Below are 21206 nucleotides of genomic sequence, written 5' to 3'. Positions count from 1 at the left end.
ATTTTTTTTTACTTTTCAGACATGCTAAGATATCATTATATGTCGGGCTACTTATTTTTTTCGACAGACAAGGTACAATACAGAAGTATAGATACCTGAAAGGATGGAGACTTTTACATGAATTTTAAGAAGATCGGTGTCATCGGCGGAGGCACAATGGGACAAGGGATTGCCGAAATGCTGGCAGCCAAGGGCCTGGATGTCATGCTGGTGGAAAAAACTGCAGAACGGTTGAACTACTCCTACGAAATGATCGAGACCAGTCTCGACAAGCAGCTGGAGAAATGGGCGATTACCCAGGCGGAGAAGAAGCTGATCCTGGCCCGTATCCAGAAGGTTACACACTTCGCTGAACTGAGCTCATGCGATATGGTCATTGAGACCATCGTTGAAGATCTGGAAGCCAAGCAAAAGGTATTCAATCAGCTCGATCAGGTGTGTCCGAGCCACATTATTCTTGCCAGCAACACGTCAACGCTTAGCTTGACTGAGCTTGCAAGCTCTACAATGTATCCGGAACGCGTTATCGGCATGCACTTCATACACCCTGTAGGTAAGGTGGATCTGGTTGAAATCGTGCGCGGTCTGAAAACCTCGGACAGCACATTTGAAGATACCAAAGCCTTTGTCGATGAGATTGTTGAGAAAAAAGGCGTTATGATCTACGAATCCCCCGGATTTGTATCTTCACGCCTCATTTGCCTGTTCATTAACGAGGCTATGCATGTGCTCCAGGAAGGGGTTGCCTCCCCTGAAGATATTGATGATGCTATGCGCATCGGCTACCAGTTCCAGAACGGGCCGCTTGAAATGGCAGACCGCTTCGGTCTGGATTCCGTTCTTGCCGCACTGGAGAACATGTTCCGTGAATACGGCGAGCTTAAGTACCGTCCTTCGACCATTCTCAAGAAGATGGTGCGTGCAGGACAACTGGGTGCGAAATCGGGCGAAGGCTTCTTCAAGTATGACAAGGATGGTGACCGTATATGAATATCTTAGTAATTAACTCCGGCAGTTCCTCATTGAAATACCAGTTGTACAATATGACAGATGAATCTGTACTCGCCAAAGGGCTGGTAGAACGTATCGGTATGGATTCCTCCATTCTGAACCACAAGCCGACCGGCAAGCAGGAAGTAACCGAAGTAAGCGAAATTCTGGAGCACAATACGGCAATCCGTAAAGTGCTTGCTTGTTTGACAGACAAAGAGCATGGCGTTATCGCATCCACCGATGAGATTAATGCAGTGGGCCACCGTGTAGTGCACGGGGGGGAATTCTTCAAATCCTCCGCGCTGGTCGATGCCGATGCGAAGACCAAGATCCGCCAGCTGTTCGACCTTGCGCCGCTGCATAACCCGGCTGCGATGATGGGGATTACCGCATCCGAGAATAATATGCCCGGTGTGCCGCAGGTCGTTGTGTTCGATACCGCCTTCCACCAGACGATGCCTGAGAAGGCTTATATGTATGCCATTCCGAGAGTGCTTTACAACAAATACAAAGTACGCCGTTATGGCGCGCACGGAACCTCCCATGATTTCGTCAGTAAAGCAGCTGCTGATTATCTGGACCGTCCGCTTGGCGAGCTTAAGATTATCACCTGCCACATCGGCAACGGTGCCAGTGTAACTGCAGTGGACGGCGGAATTTCAGTTGACACTTCGATGGGGATGACTCCGCTGGAAGGCCTGATGATGGGTACGCGCAGTGGCGACCTTGACCCGGCAATTGTTCCTTATGTGATGAACAAGGAAGAGCTGTCCGTCGGTGAAGTGAACTCCATGCTGAACAAGCACAGCGGACTTCTGGCCATCTCTGGCGTGAGCAGTGACATGCGTGATATTATTGACGGTGCGGAGAAAGGCGAGCCTAATTCGACGCTTGCTTTTGAAATGTACGAGTATCGTCTGCGTAAATATATCGGTTCTTATGCAGCTGCCATGAATGGGGTAGACGTAATTGTATTCACCGCTGGTGTAGGCGAGAATGCTTCCCTGCTGCGTGAAAAAGTACTGAACAATCTTACGTTCCTCGGAATCGAGCTGGATGCAGAAGCCAACAAGGTCCGTTCGGGTGATCCGCGGCGTATCTCTACTGCCAATTCCAAGGTACAGGTGCTTGTGGTTCCAACGAACGAAGAGCTGGTGATCGCACGCGATACCTATCGTATTGTGCAAGGTGTTAACGGCTAAATTAGAGGAGAGATAGTAGGCATGGCTAACAAAAGTGTAATCAAGAACGTGAATGAGCATGTCGGAGAGACTGTTGTCATCGGATGTTGGGTGAACAACAAGCGCTCCAGCGGTAAAATTCAGTTCCTGCAGCTTCGCGACGGTACCGGTTATATCCAGGGGGTTGTGGTGAAATCAGAAGTCCCTGAGCAGGTCTGGGATGATGCCAAGAGCCTCACCCAGGAAAGCTCGCTGTATGTGACCGGAATCATCCGTGAGGAGCCCCGCAGCCAGTCAGGCTACGAGCTGACGGTTACGGGCATTGAAGTTCTGCATCTTACCGAGAATTATCCAATCACACCTAAGGAGCATGGCGTCGATTTCCTGATGGATCACCGTCATCTCTGGCTGCGTTCCTCCAAGCAGCGGGCGGTAATGGTGATTCGTGCGGAGATTATCCGCGCGGTTCAGCAGTTCTTCAATGAGCGCGGCTTCACGAAGGTGGACCCGCCGATTCTGACACCAACGTCAGCAGAAGGCACGACCAACCTGTTCCACACCAAGTACTTTGAAGAGGACGCCTATCTTACCCAAAGCGGACAGCTGTACATGGAAGCTGCTGCTATGGCGCTGGGGCGTGTCTATTCCTTCGGACCAACCTTCCGGGCTGAGAAATCCAAGACCCGCCGCCACTTGATTGAGTTCTGGATGATTGAGCCGGAAATGGCCTTCACCGATCATGAAGAAAGCCTGTGCGTGCAGGAGGATTTCATCAGCTTCGTGGTACAATCTGTACTTACGAATTGCCGGGCTGAACTGGAAGCGGTGGGCCGCGATGTCTCGAAGCTTGAGAACATCAAAGCACCATTTCCGCGTATCAGCTATGACGATGCGATTAAGTTCCTGAATGAAAAGGGCTATGAAATTGCCTGGGGCGATGATTTCGGGGCTCCTCATGAGACGGCGATTGCCGAGATGAGCGACAGACCGGTCTTCATTACCCACTATCCGGCTTCCTTCAAGGCTTTCTATATGAAGCCGCATCCTGATCGTCCGGAAGTGGTGTTGTGTGCGGATATGATCGCTCCTGAAGGCTACGGGGAGATCATCGGCGGATCACAGCGTATTGATGATCCGGCGCTGCTGGAAGCCCGCTTCAAGGAACATAACCTGTCGATGGACACCTACAAATGGTACATGGATCTGCGCACCTACGGCACGGTTCCGCACTCCGGCTTCGGTCTGGGGCTGGAGCGCACAGTAGCCTGGATCTGCGGTCTGGACCATGTCCGTGAGACGATTGCCTTCCCTCGTACACTGTACCGTCTTTACCCTTAAAGAATAGGGAAAGGGGGCTTAAGTATGGACGGAAAAGGTTGGAATACCTGGGGCGAGGGCGTAGCCTTCGGCCTGGAGAACGGAATGGCCGTCATTCCTTATGCACTCCTGAAATATTACCGGAAGCTGAATCTGACCGGCAGTGAATCCATGCTGCTGATTCATCTGCTCTCCTTCAGACAGGTGGAGGGGATTGACTTCCCTTCCCTGGAGGAGCTTCAGGCAGTAACCGGGCGCAGTATTCCGGTGATTGCCGGAGAACTGCAGAAGCTGATGAAGGAAGGGTTCATCAGCATCGACGGAGATAACGACGAGCTGAGGGACATCCATTATGAGCGTTATAATTTCTCCGGCCTATACGCGAAGCTGGGAGCTTATCTGGCAGAACTCTCACGGGAGAATGCCCAGGGGAAGCCCAGCCAGAGCGGGCGGGAGCCGGGGGCCCGGGCAGTGGCTCATTACTCCGGGGCTACTGCACCAGATGGTGGCTATGGCCGCCCGGCTGTGCCGGGTGACAAGGAGTCGGAGGACGGACGCAGTCTGTTCAGCATTTTCGAGAAGGAATTCGGGCGTCCGCTATCCCCCATGGAATGTGAAACTATTTCCGGCTGGGTGGATGAAGACCGTTATCCCGAGGAACTGATCCTGCTCGCCCTGAAGGAGTCGGTCTTTGCAGGAAAGGTCCATTTCCGTTACATTGACCGCATTCTGCTGGAATGGGCCCGCAACCGGGTGAAGAATGCCCAGGATGTCAAAGCCTATTCCCAGAAATTCCGGAGCGGCGGCAGATGAGCGAAGCGAGGTAGATATATGCCGGTCCAGGGCAAGGCCCCGCTGGTAAAGGTGTCCTTTAAGTCATATATATGGCTTAAGGGGCACTTTTTTTCATTTTTTGCTTGGAATTGGAGTTAGCTGAAAGTGTGCGGGGAGCGGGGGTGAAGAGCAGAAGTGCCCCTGAAATTAGGAAAAGTTTGTTTAATGAGTAGATGAAGGGTACAAATACACTTGATTCAAGCAAAAGTGGCCGGATGAGCAAAATGAAAGGTATAAATGCACCTGATTTCGCCGCTCCCATCACACAGCCCGCAGTCCCTTCACGTGGAAGGAACTGCGGGCTGTTGTGTTGTAGTAAGAATATCAAAAACTAGGACAAGAATTAGTGCAGCTCCTGCTCCAGAGCCGAGCCCATCTCGCGGGAACGTTCCGCACACCGGTTGACGGCGGCAATAACGGTCTCGAAGAAATCGCCGCGCTCCAGCACTTCAATCGCCGCCTGGGTAGATCCATTCGGCGAGGTGACCTTCTTGCGCAGAGAGGCAGGCTCTTCACCGGTCTGCTGAACCATTCGTGCTGCGCCCAGCACGGTCTGGACAGTCAGCTCACGGCTTTGCTCCAGCGGAAGCCCTCCGCGGATGCCGGCGGCAATCATCGCTTCCATCATGTAGTAGATGTAGGCTGGTCCGCTGCCGGAGATCCCGGTTAAGGTCTCCATCCGTTCTTCGTCAATAACCGCAGTCATTCCGACCGCTTCGAAGATATTAAGCGCTGTACGTCGGCTGTCCTCTCCAACTTCCTTAGAGAAGGCAATCCCGGTAGCACCGAGGCCGATGGAGCTAGAGGTGTTCGGCATGGTGCGGACCACAGGCTGCGGATTACCCAGTAAGCCTTGTATCGTACGGATGGTCAACCCGGCAATCACGGAGATCACGAGCTGATCCGGCGACAGCAGCGGCCCCAGGGAACGGAGCGCTTCGGCAGCGTCTTTGGGCTTCATGGCTAGAACGATGACCGGCGCAGACCGCAGAGCCTCGAGCTTGGACTCAGGAGCATTATAGCCGAGCACGCCGTATCGGCTGCGGAGTTCAGCCAGGCGCTCGCTGCTGCTGCGGTTCAGCATAATAATTCGGCCCGATTCCACTACATTCCGGGCAATCAATCCCCGCACAATGGCCTCAGCCATCGAGCCTGCGCCATAAAAAACGATATTATGATTGATGAGCGGAATTGCTGGTTGCTGGCACATGGCTGGCAGTCCCCCTATAAGTTGAGTGAGTTAACCCCTGATTTGGCCGGAGCCGTGAATCATATATTTGCTTGAAGTCAATGCAGGAAGTCCCATAGGCCCGCGGGCATGGAGCTTCTGGGTGCTGATGCCGATCTCGGCGCCGAAGCCGAATTCAAAGCCGTCCGTGAACCGGGTAGATGCATTGTGATATACAGCCGCAGCATCAATCTCCTGCAGGAAGCGTGCAGCATTCGCCAAGTCCTCTGTCACAATACATTCGGAATGCTTGGTGCCAAACTCCGCGATATGTCCGAGAGCCTCTTCTAGCGTGTCCACGATACGAATATTTAAAATATAATCGTTGTATTCTGTAGCGAAGTCCTCTGGCGTGGCAGGCACAGCCCAAGGGATAAGAGCAACAGTATCCTGGCAGCCGCGCAGCTCCACACGGGCCTCGCGGAAGGCTTCAGCGAGTGCGGCGAGATGCTCTTCGGCGTAAGCGCGGTGAACCAGCAGCGTCTCCATTGAATTGCAGACCGAAGGCCGCTGGGCCTTCGCATTCACGCTAATGCGCCGGGCCATTTCCGGATTAGCACTTGCATCCAGATAAGTATGGCATATGCCTGCCCCTGTTTCAATAACCGGTACGGTGGCATTTAGAACCACATTCTGAATTAGGGAGCTTCCTCCGCGCGGGATGATGACATCCAGCAGTCCGTTCAGCTTCAGCATTTCATCCACTGAGGAGCGGTTAGGATCTTCGATCAGCTGCAAGGCATCCGGCGGAAGGGCGGTACCTGCAAGTGCGCGGTGAAGCACCTCGGCGATGGCGCGGTTGGAGGAGAGGGCGGAGGAGCCGCCGCGCAGCACCACAGCATTGCCGGTCTTGAGGCACAGTCCGGCAGCGTCAACGGTGACGTTGGGGCGTGCTTCATAGATAATTCCAATCACCCCAAGCGGAACCCGTACCTTCTCGATGTGCAGGCCGTTTGGCCGTTCGATCGTCTCCAGATTGTCCCCTACCGGATCAGGCAGTGCGGCAATCTGCTGCAAGCCTTCGGCTATACTGTCAATCCGTTCCGCATCCAGGGCCAGCCGGTCGAGCATCGACTCCGGTGTCCCGTTTAGGCGGCCGCGTTCCAGGTCTTCGGCGTTGGCGGCAATAATGTAACCAGCTTCGGCACGCAGGGCAGCAGCCATTACCAGCAGAGCATCATTCTTCTGGGCGGTAGTCAAGCTTGCAAGTACCCCTGTGGTTGCTTTGGCCAGTGTTGTCTTGTTAACCACTTCACTCATGGCAATTCCTCCTAAAAGTTATGTTGGCAGATGAAAATACAGTAGGTTGTGCAAGATTAACGAAGCGTGATCCATTCGTCCCGGTGGATAACCTCCAGCCGGTGTACTTCACCGAGCTTGGGCACAATCTCTCGGCTGGGAAGCCCCTGAATGCTGCGGAGCTGGGTGTCGTCGTAATTGACGATACCCCGTCCAAGCAGCTGCCCATCCGGGCCGAGTACTTCAACGACATCCCCTGAATGAAAGCTTCCTTCAATACGTCTAACCCCGACTGGCAGCAGGCTATGGCCTCCGTGAAGCAGCGCTTCAACAGCACCGTCATCGACATACAGTGATCCGAGCGGGGTGGACATGAAGCCCAGCCATTGCTTTTTGACCGGCAGAGAAGCGAGTCTGGTGGCAAAATAAGTGCCTTTGCCCGTTCCGGCTGCGGCCTGTAATAAATCCCCTGGCTTCTTAACCTGGCCCACGAAGACAGGAACGCCGCCCCGCGTGGCAATCTTGGCCGCGTCGATCTTGGAGCGCATGCCGCCGGTGCCCACGCTTGAGCCTGCACCGCCTGCAATGGCATAGATCTCAGGCGTAATCTCTTCAATGTGCTCATACCGCACAGCATCCGGGTGCTTGCGGGGATCGGCGCTGTAGACGCCATCCATGTCGGTCAGGATCAGCAGGTGCGATGCCTTCAGAAGATTGGCAACCAGCGCCGATAAGGTATCGTTATCACCGAACTTCAGCTCATCCACCGATACGGTATCGTTCTCGTTGAACACGGGCACTGCGCCTTGCCGGAGTAATTCTTCAACCGTCATCATGGCGTTGTTCATGGCCCGGCGGCTGCAGAAGTCCGTACGGGTCAGGAGGATCTGAGCAGTAGGAATGCTGTGGCCTGCAAATGCCTCCTGATAAGCCTGCATCAGCATAACCTGTCCTACTGCTGCTGCCGCCTGCTTCTCATGCAGCAGCCTTGGGCGGGAATCATAGCCGATGCCCCGGAATCCCGCTGCGACCGCCCCTGAGGTGACCAGCAGCACTTCACAGCCGTCCTTACGGAGTGCAGCAATCTCGGCGGCGTAGAAGGTGACTGCCTCACGATTGAGGCCGCCTTCGGGACCCGTGAGCGAACTGCTGCCGATTTTGACCACAATTCTTGACGTCATTGTCTTTCACTTTCCTCTCGAATTGAAATGCCTGTAATGCCCGAAAATGACAAAAAGCCCCCATCCTTAGACTTAGCAAAGGACGAAAGCTTGAATTAACTTCCGCGGTACCACCTTCATTGATGAGGGTTCATCCGACTTCATTCTCATAACGGGAGTATCCGTCCTGCAGGGCAGGCCGCTCAGGGGTAGGATTCAGAATGACCTTCGCGGTAAATTCTCCCAGCCTTCAGGAATTTACTCTCTGCACACGAATATACGTCCATTCTTACTGGTCCCATCAGCACGTTTCACTATTTGTCATTTAGAATACCATGGGGAAGCAGGGTTTGCAAAGAGCTCCGGACGAATATTTTTCTGCTGGGGCAGGGAGCGGATTTTCTGGTTGTCCTTCAGGGGAACGGGTAAAGTATTTATAATCAGTTACCAGGAGGTGGATTGAATTGAGTAAGAAGACTAATGTCCGACAGGAACAGAATCAGAATTCCAAAGAAGCCGCCGAATTTCAAAACAAAGCGATCCGAGAATTTGTCGAGGAAAAAGCCGGAGATTCCCGCACAGAAGGACCGGTTGACGAGAGTACTGCCCGTATGCCCGATGACCAGAACCGTATGATCACGCAGTATAATTTGCGCAAATAAATAATTGCTTCTGCCAAAATACAGCAAATGCCCATCCGGCCTCATGATAAGAGCTGGATGGGCATTTGTTTCCGCCGGCTTATTCGCCTGCCAGTCCGGCGACCGTTGCCTGGAAGGTTTCAATGAAAGCTTCCGCAGCACGGGACAAATAGCGTCCGCGCCGGTAAGCGACAACCAGAGTACGGCTGGGTACCGGTTCGGCCAAAGGCAGGTAGACAGGCACGAATTCACTCCGCGGTGCCCGTGCAATGAAATGTGGCACGAGCGTTACGCCCATTCCGGTGGCTACTAGCGATTGGACGGTCTCCATATTGTTGCTCTCGAAGACAATCCGCGGCTCAAATCCGGCTCCACGGCATAGCTCCACCGTCATTTTGCGGAAGCCCTGTCCTTCTTTGAGCACGATGAACGGTTCATCCTTAAGCTCGGTCAGCGAAGTTCGTGTACCCAGCAGCATCCGCGCCGCCAGCGGATGCTCAGGCGGGACTGCCAGGTCGATCCGTTCCTCTCCAAGAACCTCGTAAGCTAGAGTCGGAATCTCCAGTGGCAGGGATAGCAGGCTGAGATCTGTCTGGCCGCTGGCTGTCAGCTTCTCAAGATTCATGGAGGAGTCCTCCAGCAGCGTGATTTCAACCTCGGAGTATTTGCGTTTGAAGGCAGGCAGCACATGCGGCAGCAGATGCGCACCGGTGATCGGCATGCTGCCAACCACAACCCGTCCGGTGCGCAGCTGGGATATATCCGACATCTCCTGGCGCAGCAGTTCTACGGCATCAATGATGGTCTGAGCCTGCTCGACGAATTTCTTACCGGCATGAGTCAGCTCTACTGAACTGGTATTGCGCTGGAAAAGAAGGACACCCAGTTCTTTTTCCAGTTTGGAGAGTTGCTGGCTGAGTGAAGGCTGAGCGATATGCAGCTTGTCTGCTGCCCGGGAAAAATTACGCTCAGCCGCAATTTGCAGGACATATTGCAGTTGACGCAGTTCCATTTCAAACCTCCTTACAGGTTAGGTACCATCAATAGTAATCCGCTTTCTTATAAGTATATCCTATAAATCGGCCTGATTACATCGGTTTTTACAAGGGTTGCAGTAGCTGTCATATTGGGGAAATGATTTAAATTTGGCATAACCAACCATTGGGTGAGAAAAAGGCACCATTCGGTCGAGAAATCTGGCATATTTCTACATTTCTGTTTATTATGAATGTATTGAAAGAAAATGATTGTTTTAAAGACGATAATACTGCTAAAAAAGTAAAATAATACACAAATCGAAGGGATAAAACTAAATGTATTACTGGATAAAGTGCTTACAGTACTTAAACGGTTCTAGTCGACTCAGATATTTGGATTTTACACTTCAACAAATAAAATGCATAATATTTGTTTTAATTTATAGTGTTTCGTCAATTATATTTCCAAGTTACATAAGTAAAATAGTTGACTTAGGAATAAGCAATAGGAACATTGGGGATATTGCCAATTACACTATTACTATGCTGATTGTAGGATGTACGATGGTTGCTTTCCAATATTTATATCAAGTTAGCTTCTATAAATTTTCACAACGCTTTGTTTCTGAAATAAAAGAAATGGTTTTTGAAAAATTAATGAATACCAATATAGCTTTTTGGAGCAAGCATAAGGTTGGAGACATGTTTACAGTTTTAGAAGAAGACATCTCATCAATAGAAAGCCTTTTTACAAAATCAATAAGCGGAATTTTATCCAATACATTAATTGCAGTAGGCATTTCCGTATATTTAATCTACATAGATAAAACTATTGGAATCATTTTAATATTGCTTACTTTTTCATTTGCTTTAATTCAAAAAAAATACGGTAAAAAAATTGAAGCATATGTGGTGCCATTAAGAGAAGAAATTGCAGATTTCTCATCCTATACAAATGAAATACTAAATAATGTGAATCATATTGAAATGGCTGGTGAAGTAAAACGTGCTTATAGTGGTTACTGCAAGAAGAACCGTTCTGTAGTAGAAAAAGCAATAAAACAATTAAGAATGATTACTGTGTTGTTTAGTATTGTTTCAAGTTATAGCGTAATCATTATTTTTGTGGTGTTGCTTATGGGGGCGCAAAGAGTATTATCAGGGACGATGACAGTAGGTGTTTTATTCAGTTTAATCATTTATGTGCAAAGAATGTTTGGCCCAATAAATTCGATTGGTAGTGAGTATATATCTTTCAAAAAAAACATTCCTATTTTTAGACGGATATTTGAAGTTTTGGATAATAAAGAGGTTATTCAAGAAGGAAATTACACCCCTGACCTCGATCTATCAGGCAAGATTAGTGTGAATAGAATTGATTTTAGCTATGAAGAATCCAATCAAATATTGAAAGGGTTATCATTGGAGGTCCAACCGGGTGAAGTAGTAGGAATCGTAGGCAAAAATGGATGCGGGAAGACAACCTTAATGAAACTCTTTACGAAGCTCTGTGTACCTCAAAAAGGGGAAATTCTAATAGATGAAGTGATTATTGGAGATTACCAAACGGATTATCTGCATCATCAAGTCGGTTGCTTATTACAAAGTGAATTTATATTAAGCGGTTCTTTAAGGGATGTTCTGGATACTAAAAATCGCTATAGTGATCATGAGATTATTGAGACGATGAAGGAATTTTGCTTAGCAATAAATGATTTTCCTGATGGACTCGATACAATGATTAAAGAAAATTCATTAAATCTTTCGGGTGGACAAGTACAAAAGATAGCGTTAATACGCCTCTTCCTTCAGAATAAATCTATTTACTTGTTAGATGAACCCACTTCAGCTATGGACATTGAAGCAGAAAAGGTAATCTGCAATGTGATTAGAAGAAAACTAGAAGGAAAAACAGCATTAATTATTACACATAGAGAGCAAATCTTAAATATATGTGATAGAAAAATAATGCTAGCGGAGGAACAAGAAAATGAACAAGAAAATGAACAGGAATATTATGTTAGGTCAGTTTACTAAAGTTTTGACTCATGGAAACAAAGTGATTTTAGGGAATCGAATGAATGGAAAATGGATGAAAATGAGTCAGGAATGTTATGAAATACTTAAACTTGCCATGCAGGAAAGCGCAACGACTAATGAACTGATTGAAGCGTTTGAAGACCAGGAAGATAAGGAATACTTCTTCGAGCTGTTGCAACTTTTGTACAAAGAAAATTTGCTGGCCGATACGGAAGAGATGTTACTGTTTGATAAAAATTTCAGTGTTGATATAGCAATTACCAACAGATGTAATCTCAGATGCAAACATTGCTGCGTGGATTCTGACTTAACAAATTTGAGCGATCCGTTGGACACGGATGTTCTAAAAACGGTTTTGAATAAAGTGGTTAAATCAAAACCCAAGAGTATTTGCTTAACGGGTGGAGAACCTTTAATTAGGAAGGATTTTTTTGAGATTCTATCTCACCTGAATGATATTTACGATGGTGAAATCAGAGTAATGACGAATGGGACATTAATTAATAGTGAAAATGTGAAACAACTAGTGGCGCATGTATCAGCAATAGATTTTAGTATTGATGGTGTTAATGAAGACACATGCTCATCAATACGTGGAAAAGGAGTTTTTAACAAGGTATTGCATTCGGTTGAATTATTAAAAAATCAACATTTCGATAAAATTTCATTATCAATGGTCTTGACTAAGGAGAACTATGTATTACGCAATCAATTTGAGGAATTAAATAAAGAATTAGGAACCCGTGGCATTGCAAGGGCTTTTAGCCCAATTGGAAGAGGAAAAGATAATAAAGATTCATTGCAGCCTAAAGAAAAAGAAGTTCAAATTGAAGAAATAAGAATGATGAATCTTGACATTGATGATGTTCATATTTGTCTCTGTGGGGGGTTGTTTAAAGAGATTTATATAAATAGTAAAGGACAGATATATCCTTGCGGTTTATTGGAGAGAGATAAATATTATGTAGGCAATATATTGGAAATAGAAGATTTAAGCAGTTTTCTGGGGAGTGGTGAATTTAAAAGATATGATGGATATCAAAATTGGGAGTATTTACAGCCTGATAAACATGAAAAGTGTAAAGATTGTGATGTTAATTTATTTTGCTGGAATTGCTTGCATTACTTAGATCTTATAGAGAGCAATGATGGTTTTTATGAAAGTGTTTGTCCAGAACTGAAACGTAACTTCCAAAGGATTGTATGGGAGGATTGAGCAATGTTAATAGGAATTTGGGTAACTAAAGCATGCAACCTGAGATGCAGCTATTGTTATGAAGGAAACGACAAAAAGGAAATATATATGGATCGCAATACTGCGGATCAAATAATTAATTTTATCCAAGAGAACTATAGTACTAATGATAATTGGTCAGAGGATCCATTAATTATACAATTCCATGGAGGGGAGCCATTATTAAATTATGACCTAATAACATACATTACTGAACGACTGAAATTATTATTCGCCACATATAAAAAAAAAGTTATGTTTGGCATTACAACAAATGCAGTGTTACTTGACAAAAAGAAGATTGAATTCTTGGCGGAAAATATGAATTATGATTTTTCAATAAGTATTGATGGCGATAAAAAGGTTCACGATCAAACAAGGCTATTCTCAAATGGTACAGGTTCTTATGATGCAATTATAAATAAGGTTAATATGACATTGGAAAAAAGGAAGAATATTAGGGCTAGAGTTACATTTGGTGCTCAAACAGTTTCTCATTTATTTGAAAGCATTAAACATTTGATAGAATTGGGATTCTTAGTGATTGTCTGTATCCCTGACTATTTCGATAAGAGTTGGGATGAGAAACATATAGATGCTTATTTAGATCAGCTTGGTTTGTTGAAAGAATATTATTTAAGGAATAGGTTAGATGAAAAAAATGTGGAAATTCCAATCTTAGAAAATAATATTTTCAAGAAAAATAAGTGTTCTGGCGGTTATAGCAGTATTCACATTGACCCAACCGGAGAGATTTATCCGTGTTCCTATGTTGTAGGAGATACCAAATATAAAATCGGTTCAGTACATCTAGGAGGAATTAATAATGATTACTTAGCAGATATCTCAAGAATTAATGACTGCAACATGATTGAATGTGAAGGGTGCAATAATTATAGCAGTTGTCTTACTGTAAGATGCCGATACCTCAATGAATTATTAACTGATGACGGATTGTGTCCTTCAGCAACAATATGTGCTTTTGAAAATGCCAATTATAGTTTTATAAAATCAGTTTAGAGATAGAAGTAGCTAGGAATGCGAAGAAGGAGGACTTATTATGAGTTTAAAGATTAAAAAAATTGCGGACAAAATTAATGCATTAGAAGTAAAAGGGCAAGGTTGTAAAGATGATTGTGCCGATTGGTCTGGAAAAAGTGCCTCTAACCCAGCAGGTTGCTCTGTTACATTCAGCTGTAAAATTACTTGCGCATTTTAATGTGAACAAGTAGGTAAATTTACTTAAAAAAACCATTTCAGCATTCCTAGTCTATTTTTATATAATGGGTAGTGATTAAAATCACTACCCATACTTATTATATGCAACTATAGGGAGATCAAAAATGAATCCTGATGTAATCATTATTGATACGGGAATAGTTCAAGAGAACTCCATTGGAAATGTTATCGGTGGTATGGGTTTGACTGATGAAGATAGCGATTTCGAAGACGATAATGGTCATGGTACGCAATGTGCGAATATAATAGCGCAAATGTGTGAAGCGCAGCCCAATATTTTTGCGATTAAAGCATTAAATCAAAATATGGAGAGTTCACTTGATACCTTAATAGAAGCCTTGGAGTATACGCGTAAACTTAATATTCGGACAATTAATCTTAGCTTAACTACAATTAAGAAAAAAAGCAGATCAAGGCTACAACCAATTATACATAAACTCAAGAGTGAGGGTAAGATCATAATATCTTCAGCACCTAATCAAGGTTATTTGGGTTATCCAGCTGCGTGCGATGGAGCAATCGGTATAAATGGTGCTATACTTCAGGGGAACAGTGATTATTGGTACAATAAAAGCAAGGTGATCCAATGTATCGCTAATAAAACGCCTAATTTAGTAAAGAGTATAAGTGATTCATATAAAATGTTTGGCGGAACGAGTAAGGCTACCGCAACTGTTACAGGTATAGTATTGAATATATTAATCAAGAAACCTGATTTGAAATACGAGGAACTGGAAGTATTATTGCAAACATTTGCCGAAAGAAAACTATGGAAAACAAACGATGTTATTGGTGCTAATACATTTAATTTCGATTCGGTTGAAGTTCTAGGCCAAAGCAAACTAAATAACGAAATAAAAGAAATATTGTTCTCATATTTTAAGAAAAGAGATAGAGATATTACCGCAGAGCAACTAGCGAGCACTAAATTAATTGATTTATTGTATCCAAATGATTTTTTTGAGATTTTAAAAGAAATAGAAGCGATTACAGGTGTCAGCATTAATTATAATGGTGTTGATTATAGAGTTTTTAGTTCAATAAGCACATTAACCAAATTTATTGAACATACTAAAGAAATGAATGACGAATAAAAAATACATCAGGAGTATTTCTGCTGATGTATTTTTGAATTTGTTCATCCGCTATTCAACGGTCTCTATGGAATCCACAATACTCATGTCTGCGATTTTGCGGAGTGGAATACATGTTGCGGTTAAGCAAACCACAATAGAAATAAATGCAGCTCCCATAATGGGGAGAAATGGAACGGGGATAAGCTCTATGGTGTCTGTTTTAGCAGCACTTACAAAGATTGAACATGAATACCCTGCTATAGAACCGGCGATAGCTGCGATAAGTCCGTAATAGGCGCCTTCCCAAAGGAAGGTCTTGTATAAGCTTGAAATGCTCATGCCTATCGCTCGCTGAACCCCGATTTCAGTAATACGGGTATGAATATTTGTGTACACGGTATTAATTATATTTAGAATTCCTATAAGCCCGATAAACAGAATCAATCCCCATGCTAACCATTTGATCTGCTGATAGCTTTCTGCAAGCTGTGTATCTGTATCTTGATAAGAAAGCCATTGGCCCCCTCCAGCTTGTTCACTTATTTGAGTAATAACTTTCTCAACATTTTCCTTATCAGCGTTGGGTGACAAGACAGGATATAACTCCGAATAATTGATTGTTCCTGTAATCTGATCGTAGATCGTATCATATACAATGATTTGAACCCCGTTTACAAATCCGTCATTATCCAGTGTGATTGAATTACTACTTTCATGCAGAACTTGTAACGTCAAGTTATTGACAGATATATTATCGCCTACGGAAATTAAGGTACTGCTTAATCGGGTATCTCCATAATTTATGGCGATGGGATTTTTGATAATACAGGCTTTTCCTGCTTTTAAATCCTGGAGTTCCGGTTGGGTAAGTGCCGGTGCGATCATTTTTAACCGATCTTCATCAACACCAATAATATGCAGCGCCTCGCCTGGCTGTAGTGAAAAAGATGTGAAAATTGGCATCTGCCCCTTGCTATCCTGTGTATACAGGCTATATTTCAAGGTGGAAACGGAAGTTATATCTGCTAAGGATTTGAGTTCCTTCACCACTTCTGGAGAAAAACCAGTTGTCTTATGGGTAATGGAGTAATCACCAATATGCATTTTTTGTACGGCAGTGCTCGTGTCCAATAATGTGGAAAAACTCTGTAATGCTATAAATACCGTTATACTCATAAATAATGATAAAATAGTAATTGTCGTTCTGCCTTTATTTCGCTTCATATTCATTCTTGCGTAGAAGGCTTCGAAGGAACGTATACGCCGAGCCTTTCGATTTTTTCGTCCAACCCGTATTGACGGACCTGACATTGCGAGCGTCGGAGAAACCTTTGCCGCATATCTTGCGGCAGGGAATGCTGCAAGATAGGCAAACAATAATGTAACTACTGTACTGATGAGCAGAGGAAGTATTTTCCCGGAACTATTTTTGGCTATCAACACGGCTAATTCTTCCGATGAACTTGTTAGAAACAGGTCCGGAGACAAGAGGCTGGTTGCGGAGATGGTAATTCCTTTGGCAAACAATATGCCAATAGTGATCCCTGCAGGAACACCTATTCCACAGAGTAGGGTGAGCTGTAGCGATACTAATATATATAGTTTACTGCGTTCCGCACCAAGAGCGCGTAATGTACCGTATTCGCGGATGCGTTTCGTTACAGAGATTTTCAAAACGTTATAAATTACAAGACCGGAGGCTAAAAGAACAAGAGTACCAACGAGAACGCTTGCAACGGCCATAAAGGGAAAACCGGAACCATTGTCTGAGTCATCGCTCTTATGGGTGTAATCAATACCTACTGCTGCTAGAAGGATGTCGTTGTACTGAATGCAATATTCAGGCAGAGCAAATTGAGCGGCGATATCATCAACCGTGTTCTGGAAGTGATTTTTGTTTATCATACGAACATCTGTGGAGTACAGTTGGTATTTTTTCGGCAGCAGCTGTTCCGCTGTTCCTTGACCGGCAATACCGTTAACACCGCCGGATACATACCCTAAGTAATTACTTTTTAAAATGCCGGTTAAAGTGAAGGTAGTCTTATATTCAAAGGGAGCCTGATCGTCCCGTATAAGCGAGATACGGATCGGCAATGTAATGTGGTCTCCAAGTTTGCCGGAAAAATTCAATAGATTTAATGCATCTTGTGGTAAGGCAACTTCATGGGTTGACTGAGGTAAGCGTCCGGATGAAAGTTGTGTTATGGATGGGTAGACTGAAAGTGTATCATCTTCATATTCACGAAGCCAAATAGAAAGTTTAGTATTCGGTATTACTGAGGTGCCGATATTCATAAAGCTACCTGAGAACGACAATCTATTATCGAAGTTAAGCTTCTCTTTTTGCTCTTGTGTAAGTTGATGAAAAGTAACATAACGGTTGCCATTAAGTGCTGCTGCCTGCTGTTGACGCAAAGCACTTAATATACCAAGGGATTGGCCGATAACCGTAGTCATAATTGTAGATAGAATAATCGCAATTAAAATTAAGACGGAAGTGATCTTTTGGTTATTCAACTCTTTCCATACAAGAGAACGATAGGATTTCATTTCGCCGCCACCTCCGAAAGGAGGCCGTCTACAATAACAAATTGTCGTTCCGCCATGCGTGCGATCTGGTTGTCATGGGTAATAACCACAAGGGTTTTGCACATCGTACGCCAAATATCATAGAGTAAACTCATAACCTCGTTGCCGCTTTTACTATCCAAGTTTCCCGTGGGTTCGTCAGCAAAGACAATGTCAGGTTTTGTAATTAGTGCTCGGGCAATGGCGACACGTTGCTGCTGGCCACCAGAGAGTTCGCTGGGCAAGTGGGTCATTCGACTTTTGATTCCAAGCATATCTGTTAGGTCTTTAAGATAAGCCTCATCCACCTGGCGTTTGTCCAACAGCAGAGGCATGATAATATTTTCCCTTGCGGTCAGGACAGGTAAGAGGTTGAATTGTTGAAAAATAAATCCGATTTTCTGGCGACGAAAAGCGGAAAGCTCCTTGTCACTGGTGAGGTAGATATCTTTCTCATCGTAGATAACACTGCCGGATGAAGGTTTGTCCAGACCGCTTAACAGATGAAGCAATGTGCTCTTCCCGCTACCCGAAGGCCCCATAAAGGAAATGAAATCTCCAGGCGCAATTTCTAAATTAACATGATTAAGGGCAATGACACTGTTTTCGCCGTTGCCATAAAGTTTTGAAAGGTCTTTTGCCTCAATATACATACACAACTCTCCTTTTCCATTAATAAGGAGAGTGTAGAATATAAATCTCAAAAAATGCTCAAGATTTCAAAATATTAAATGAAGCCGTTGCCATTGCACCATTCTCTGTATTTTGTAAGGCTAGGGTGCCTCCGTGTTTTTCACAGAGCAGCCGGCAAATGTACAGTCCCATCCCAAAATGCCCTGAATCCCCAGAAGGATGATCTCCGCGTAAAAACGGTTCTGTACCGCGGGTTAACATATTCTGAGAATAGCCTTCACTATCATCCTGAACAGTAAGAAGCATACTGGAATCATCGCAGGTGACAGCAACACTAATTTGCTTACGGGCGTACCGGACGGCATTCGAAACGAGATTTTCTGCCACATTATAAACAATGGACCGATCAACCCAAATCCACTCGTTTTTGTTGACGTTATTATCATGCAGATTAAGCTTCTTGTCTTTACGTAATATCGTCAGACTTACCGAAAGCTCTTGGATTAGAGCCGACCACTGAACCTGTTTTGAATTGCATTGCATTTCCTCTAATCTCTGGGCACTGCTCATCGTTTCTATAAAAGCTTCAATCCTGCCGGAATACTCTTCAAGTAATGAAAGTGTATCACCGATCTCTTCTTTTGTTTGTTTTCCACTTGTTATTCCCTTTTTAAGCAGCTTTACCGAGCCTTTGATTACGGTTACGGGATTTCGCAAGTCATGAGAAAAAGCAGCATTTAACCTCTTTCGCTCCTCAGTTTGCCGCCACAGTTCCCTGTTGTTTTTCAGAAGCTCACATCGCATCGTTTCAAATGCGTCACAGAGCTGTCCAAGCTCATCACTTGCAGAAGATGCAATCGAGAAGTCCAGGTTGTTGTGCATAATTTGCCGGGCTCCATTTTGCAGAGCGGCCAGGGGCATTTTAAGCTTAATCCGATAAAAAAGCCAATCAGCTAAAAATAATCCTGTTAGTACATATAGAGTGGGAAGCGCAAATTGCAGGATGCTAAAAATGTGATACCATGCCGGGTAAGCAGGTTCTGGGGGCACTGGTGTGGCTCTGACATCATTGCCATCCATCTTTAATTCAATAGACGGCCCGTAATGCCTGAAAATTTCGCTGATCCCCCAAATTGATATGACGCTCAGGAGCAAAGCGATAAGTAAAAATATGGCCGATAGAAAAAAGAATGCTTTTTTTAAACTCATATGGTTTATCCGTTCCATTTATAGCCTACCCCCCATACCGTATCAATGTAGCTTTTCTGAGTAAATACCGCGAGTTTCGCCCGAACTTTACGAATATGTTCCATAATCGTATCGCTGCTTCCTTCTCCGTCAGTTCCCCAAATGGCTTCATAAATGTGTTCGCGGTCAAAAACTTGCCCGGCATTCATGGAAAGCAGTTCTACAATTTCAAATTCTCTCTTTGACAGTGGTACAACAAAACTGGAGACAGAAACTTCCCTGTTAGAATAATTTACGGTAAGATCTCCAAAAAAACGGATTATAGATTGCTTATGCATACGATTTTCGCGACGTAAATGGGCTTCTACTCTTGCCCCCAATTCATCAATATCAAAGGGCTTGAGGATATAGTCATCTGCTCCTGCGCGAAAACCGATAATTTTATCCTTACTTTCAACTCTAGCCGTTAGAAAAAGGATTGGACAGGAAATATACTTGCGAATTCGCTGACAAACTGTAATACCATCGATGTCTGGCATATTGATATCAAGCAGGATAATATCGGGCTGACAATGGACTCTTTCAAGCGCTTCATTTCCGCTAAGAGCTGAATATACCTGATAACCGGATGACTCAAAGTAATTCTTCAGAATAGAGATAATTCCTGGTTCATCATCAATGAGCAAAATTTTACTCTTCAATCTAAAAAAACCTCCTTAAGAATCTTTAATTATGACTAGTATCTTGACCAATGTTGATTCTGATTTTATGCTATTATTATAAGGAAAATATGGTAAGAATGGCAGATGGATGAAGAAAAATAGATTCGACTCGAACCAAATTTAATGCCACAAAAATAATGAAGGGTAGTGGTTGAATGCTAAATGTTGCATTTTGTGATGATGATATTAAATTTTTGAATAGCATTGTATCTGAAGCAAAAAGAATATTCAAAAGGCTAAAAGTCAATACAACCATCTACACTTATACAAATGGTAAAAAACTAATTGATGATTTTGAGCAATATCATTCGTATTACAATATCATTTTTTTGGAGTTAGACTTGCCGCTAATGGATGGGAAAGAAGTGGCGAGAAAACTGCGCCTTTTCGATAAAAAATTCAAGCTGGTATTTGTTACTTCTTCAGAACAAGAGGTTTTAAATACCTTCCAGTATGATATAAGCGGTTTTTTACCTAAAAGACTCATGAACGAAAGATTATTTTTAATAATAGATCGTGTGGTAAATGCTATAAAAGATGATAACCCGCAACTTCAAGTTTTTAAAGTTAACATCACAGGCGATAAAAGAGCGTTAATCAAAGTTCCCTTGAATGATATAATGTTTTTTGGAAGTGTAAACAGGAAAAGCTATTTACATACCAAAAGGAGAACCTACTTATTGCAAGGATTTAAATTTATAGATTTAATAGCGCAATATAGCGAGCAGGGTTTTGTTGATATACATAGAACTTGTATAGTAAATATTCAATATATTTTTTCGGTTGATGATATTGAAATTCGTCTTGATGATGGAACCTTGCTTCCCTTAAGCAGGCGGAAAAGGTCTCTGGTGCTGGACAAGTTCCTTCAGAAGGTTAGTGAGGGTATGAATATTAGGAAGTGAAATCCTGCAAGAGCCTTTTGTTATAATC

Annotated in this window: 19 protein-coding genes; 11 read left to right on the top strand and 8 right to left on the bottom strand. The window is 44.4% G+C overall.

Going from position 1 to position 21206, the window contains the following annotated elements; all coding sequences use genetic code 11:
- Positions 1–117: 117 nt before the first annotated feature.
- From MKZ07_RS11285 to MKZ07_RS11270, 4 genes are read left to right on the top strand one after another with little or no spacing between them, the layout of a single operon-like run.
- The gene (locus tag MKZ07_RS11285) at positions 118–990 is read left to right on the top strand and encodes a 3-hydroxyacyl-CoA dehydrogenase family protein (RefSeq protein WP_036698052.1); all 873 of its coding nucleotides are present in this window, start codon (positions 118–120) and stop codon (positions 988–990) included.
- The gene (locus MKZ07_RS11280; protein WP_036698050.1) at positions 987–2195 is read left to right on the top strand and encodes an acetate/propionate family kinase; all 1209 of its coding nucleotides are present in this window, start codon (positions 987–989) and stop codon (positions 2193–2195) included. The genes MKZ07_RS11285 and MKZ07_RS11280 overlap by 4 nt, the downstream gene beginning before the upstream one ends.
- Positions 2196–2216: 21 nt before the next feature.
- The gene (asnS, locus tag MKZ07_RS11275; RefSeq protein WP_076156680.1) at positions 2217–3512 is read left to right on the top strand and encodes an asparagine--tRNA ligase; all 1296 of its coding nucleotides are present in this window, start codon (positions 2217–2219) and stop codon (positions 3510–3512) included.
- 24 nt (positions 3513–3536) lie between these two features.
- Positions 3537–4304 carry a DnaD domain protein gene (locus MKZ07_RS11270; RefSeq protein ID WP_036698046.1) on the top strand — a complete coding sequence of 256 codons (768 nt, stop codon included), beginning with the start codon at positions 3537–3539 and terminating at the stop codon, positions 4302–4304.
- Between the two features lie 364 nt (positions 4305–4668).
- On the opposite strand, the gene proC is transcribed toward MKZ07_RS11270, so the two are convergent.
- From proC to proB, 3 genes are read right to left on the bottom strand one after another with little or no spacing between them, the layout of a single operon-like run.
- A complete protein-coding gene (proC, locus tag MKZ07_RS11265; RefSeq protein WP_036698044.1) occupies positions 4669–5535 on the bottom strand; it encodes a pyrroline-5-carboxylate reductase in 867 nt (288 codons plus the stop codon).
- A gap of 30 nt (positions 5536–5565) precedes the next feature.
- Positions 5566–6813, bottom strand: a complete 1248-nt coding sequence (locus MKZ07_RS11260) for a glutamate-5-semialdehyde dehydrogenase (protein WP_036698043.1) — start codon at positions 6811–6813, stop codon at positions 5566–5568.
- A gap of 56 nt (positions 6814–6869) precedes the next feature.
- The gene (gene proB, locus MKZ07_RS11255; RefSeq protein WP_341025851.1) at positions 6870–7973 is read right to left on the bottom strand and encodes a glutamate 5-kinase; all 1104 of its coding nucleotides are present in this window, start codon (positions 7971–7973) and stop codon (positions 6870–6872) included.
- A gap of 443 nt (positions 7974–8416) precedes the next feature.
- On the opposite strand from proB, the gene MKZ07_RS11250 reads away from it, so the two are divergent.
- On the top strand, positions 8417–8614 hold the full coding sequence (locus MKZ07_RS11250) for a hypothetical protein (RefSeq protein ID WP_036698038.1): 198 nt from the start codon (positions 8417–8419) through the stop codon (positions 8612–8614).
- 79 nt (positions 8615–8693) lie between these two features.
- Here the strand turns inward: MKZ07_RS11250 and MKZ07_RS11245 are convergent, their stop codons facing one another.
- A complete protein-coding gene (locus tag MKZ07_RS11245; protein WP_036698036.1) occupies positions 8694–9605 on the bottom strand; it encodes a LysR family transcriptional regulator in 912 nt (303 codons plus the stop codon).
- A 301-nt stretch (positions 9606–9906) separates the two neighbouring features.
- Here MKZ07_RS11245 and MKZ07_RS11240 point away from each other — a divergent pair, with 301 nt between their 5' ends.
- The 5 genes from MKZ07_RS11240 to MKZ07_RS11220 all read left to right on the top strand — a co-directional run bounded on the left by MKZ07_RS11240 (position 9907) and on the right by MKZ07_RS11220 (position 15177).
- Positions 9907–11607 (top strand): ABC transporter ATP-binding protein, encoded by a 1701-nt coding sequence (locus tag MKZ07_RS11240; protein WP_036698033.1) that lies wholly within the window; start codon positions 9907–9909, stop codon positions 11605–11607.
- Positions 11561–12826 carry a radical SAM/SPASM domain-containing protein gene (locus MKZ07_RS11235; protein WP_036698029.1) on the top strand — a complete coding sequence of 422 codons (1266 nt, stop codon included), beginning with the start codon at positions 11561–11563 and terminating at the stop codon, positions 12824–12826. Before MKZ07_RS11240 ends, MKZ07_RS11235 begins: the two co-directional genes overlap by 47 nt.
- A 3-nt stretch (positions 12827–12829) precedes the next feature.
- A complete protein-coding gene (locus MKZ07_RS11230; protein WP_341025849.1) occupies positions 12830–13864 on the top strand; it encodes a radical SAM/SPASM domain-containing protein in 1035 nt (344 codons plus the stop codon).
- A 40-nt stretch (positions 13865–13904) separates the two neighbouring features.
- The gene (locus MKZ07_RS11225) at positions 13905–14063 is read left to right on the top strand and encodes a hypothetical protein (protein ID WP_179090430.1); all 159 of its coding nucleotides are present in this window, start codon (positions 13905–13907) and stop codon (positions 14061–14063) included.
- A 124-nt stretch (positions 14064–14187) separates the two neighbouring features.
- Positions 14188–15177, top strand: a complete 990-nt coding sequence (locus tag MKZ07_RS11220; protein WP_036698024.1) for a S8 family serine peptidase — start codon at positions 14188–14190, stop codon at positions 15175–15177.
- A gap of 51 nt (positions 15178–15228) precedes the next feature.
- Here MKZ07_RS11220 and MKZ07_RS11215 read toward each other — a convergent pair whose 3' ends face one another.
- From MKZ07_RS11215 to MKZ07_RS11200, 4 genes are read right to left on the bottom strand one after another with little or no spacing between them, the layout of a single operon-like run.
- Complete coding sequence (locus MKZ07_RS11215) at positions 15229–17712, bottom strand: ABC transporter permease (protein WP_341025846.1); 2484 nt, start codon at positions 17710–17712, stop codon at positions 15229–15231.
- Entirely contained in the window at positions 17709–18383 is a 675-nt protein-coding gene (locus tag MKZ07_RS11210) for an ABC transporter ATP-binding protein (RefSeq protein WP_036698018.1), read from the bottom strand. The genes MKZ07_RS11215 and MKZ07_RS11210 overlap by 4 nt, the downstream gene beginning before the upstream one ends.
- Before the next feature lie 58 nt (positions 18384–18441).
- Entirely contained in the window at positions 18442–19590 is a 1149-nt protein-coding gene (locus MKZ07_RS11205) for a HAMP domain-containing sensor histidine kinase (protein WP_051493850.1), read from the bottom strand.
- Positions 19578–20252: a response regulator transcription factor gene (locus tag MKZ07_RS11200; RefSeq protein WP_341025843.1), complete on the bottom strand. Its 675-nt coding sequence runs from the start codon at positions 20250–20252 to the stop codon at positions 19578–19580. The genes MKZ07_RS11205 and MKZ07_RS11200 overlap by 13 nt, the downstream gene beginning before the upstream one ends.
- Before the next feature lie 176 nt (positions 20253–20428).
- On the opposite strand from MKZ07_RS11200, the gene MKZ07_RS11195 reads away from it, so the two are divergent.
- Complete coding sequence (locus MKZ07_RS11195) at positions 20429–21178, top strand: LytR/AlgR family response regulator transcription factor (protein ID WP_341025841.1); 750 nt, start codon at positions 20429–20431, stop codon at positions 21176–21178.
- The last annotated feature ends 28 nt before the right edge of the window (positions 21179–21206 follow it).

Source organism: Paenibacillus sp. FSL P4-0338 (assembly GCF_038002365.1).
GTDB lineage: Bacteria > Bacillota > Bacilli > Paenibacillales > Paenibacillaceae > Paenibacillus_AQ.
The sequence above is the reverse complement of the archived record's forward strand: the minus strand, read 5'-3'. Positions and strand labels throughout refer to the sequence as shown.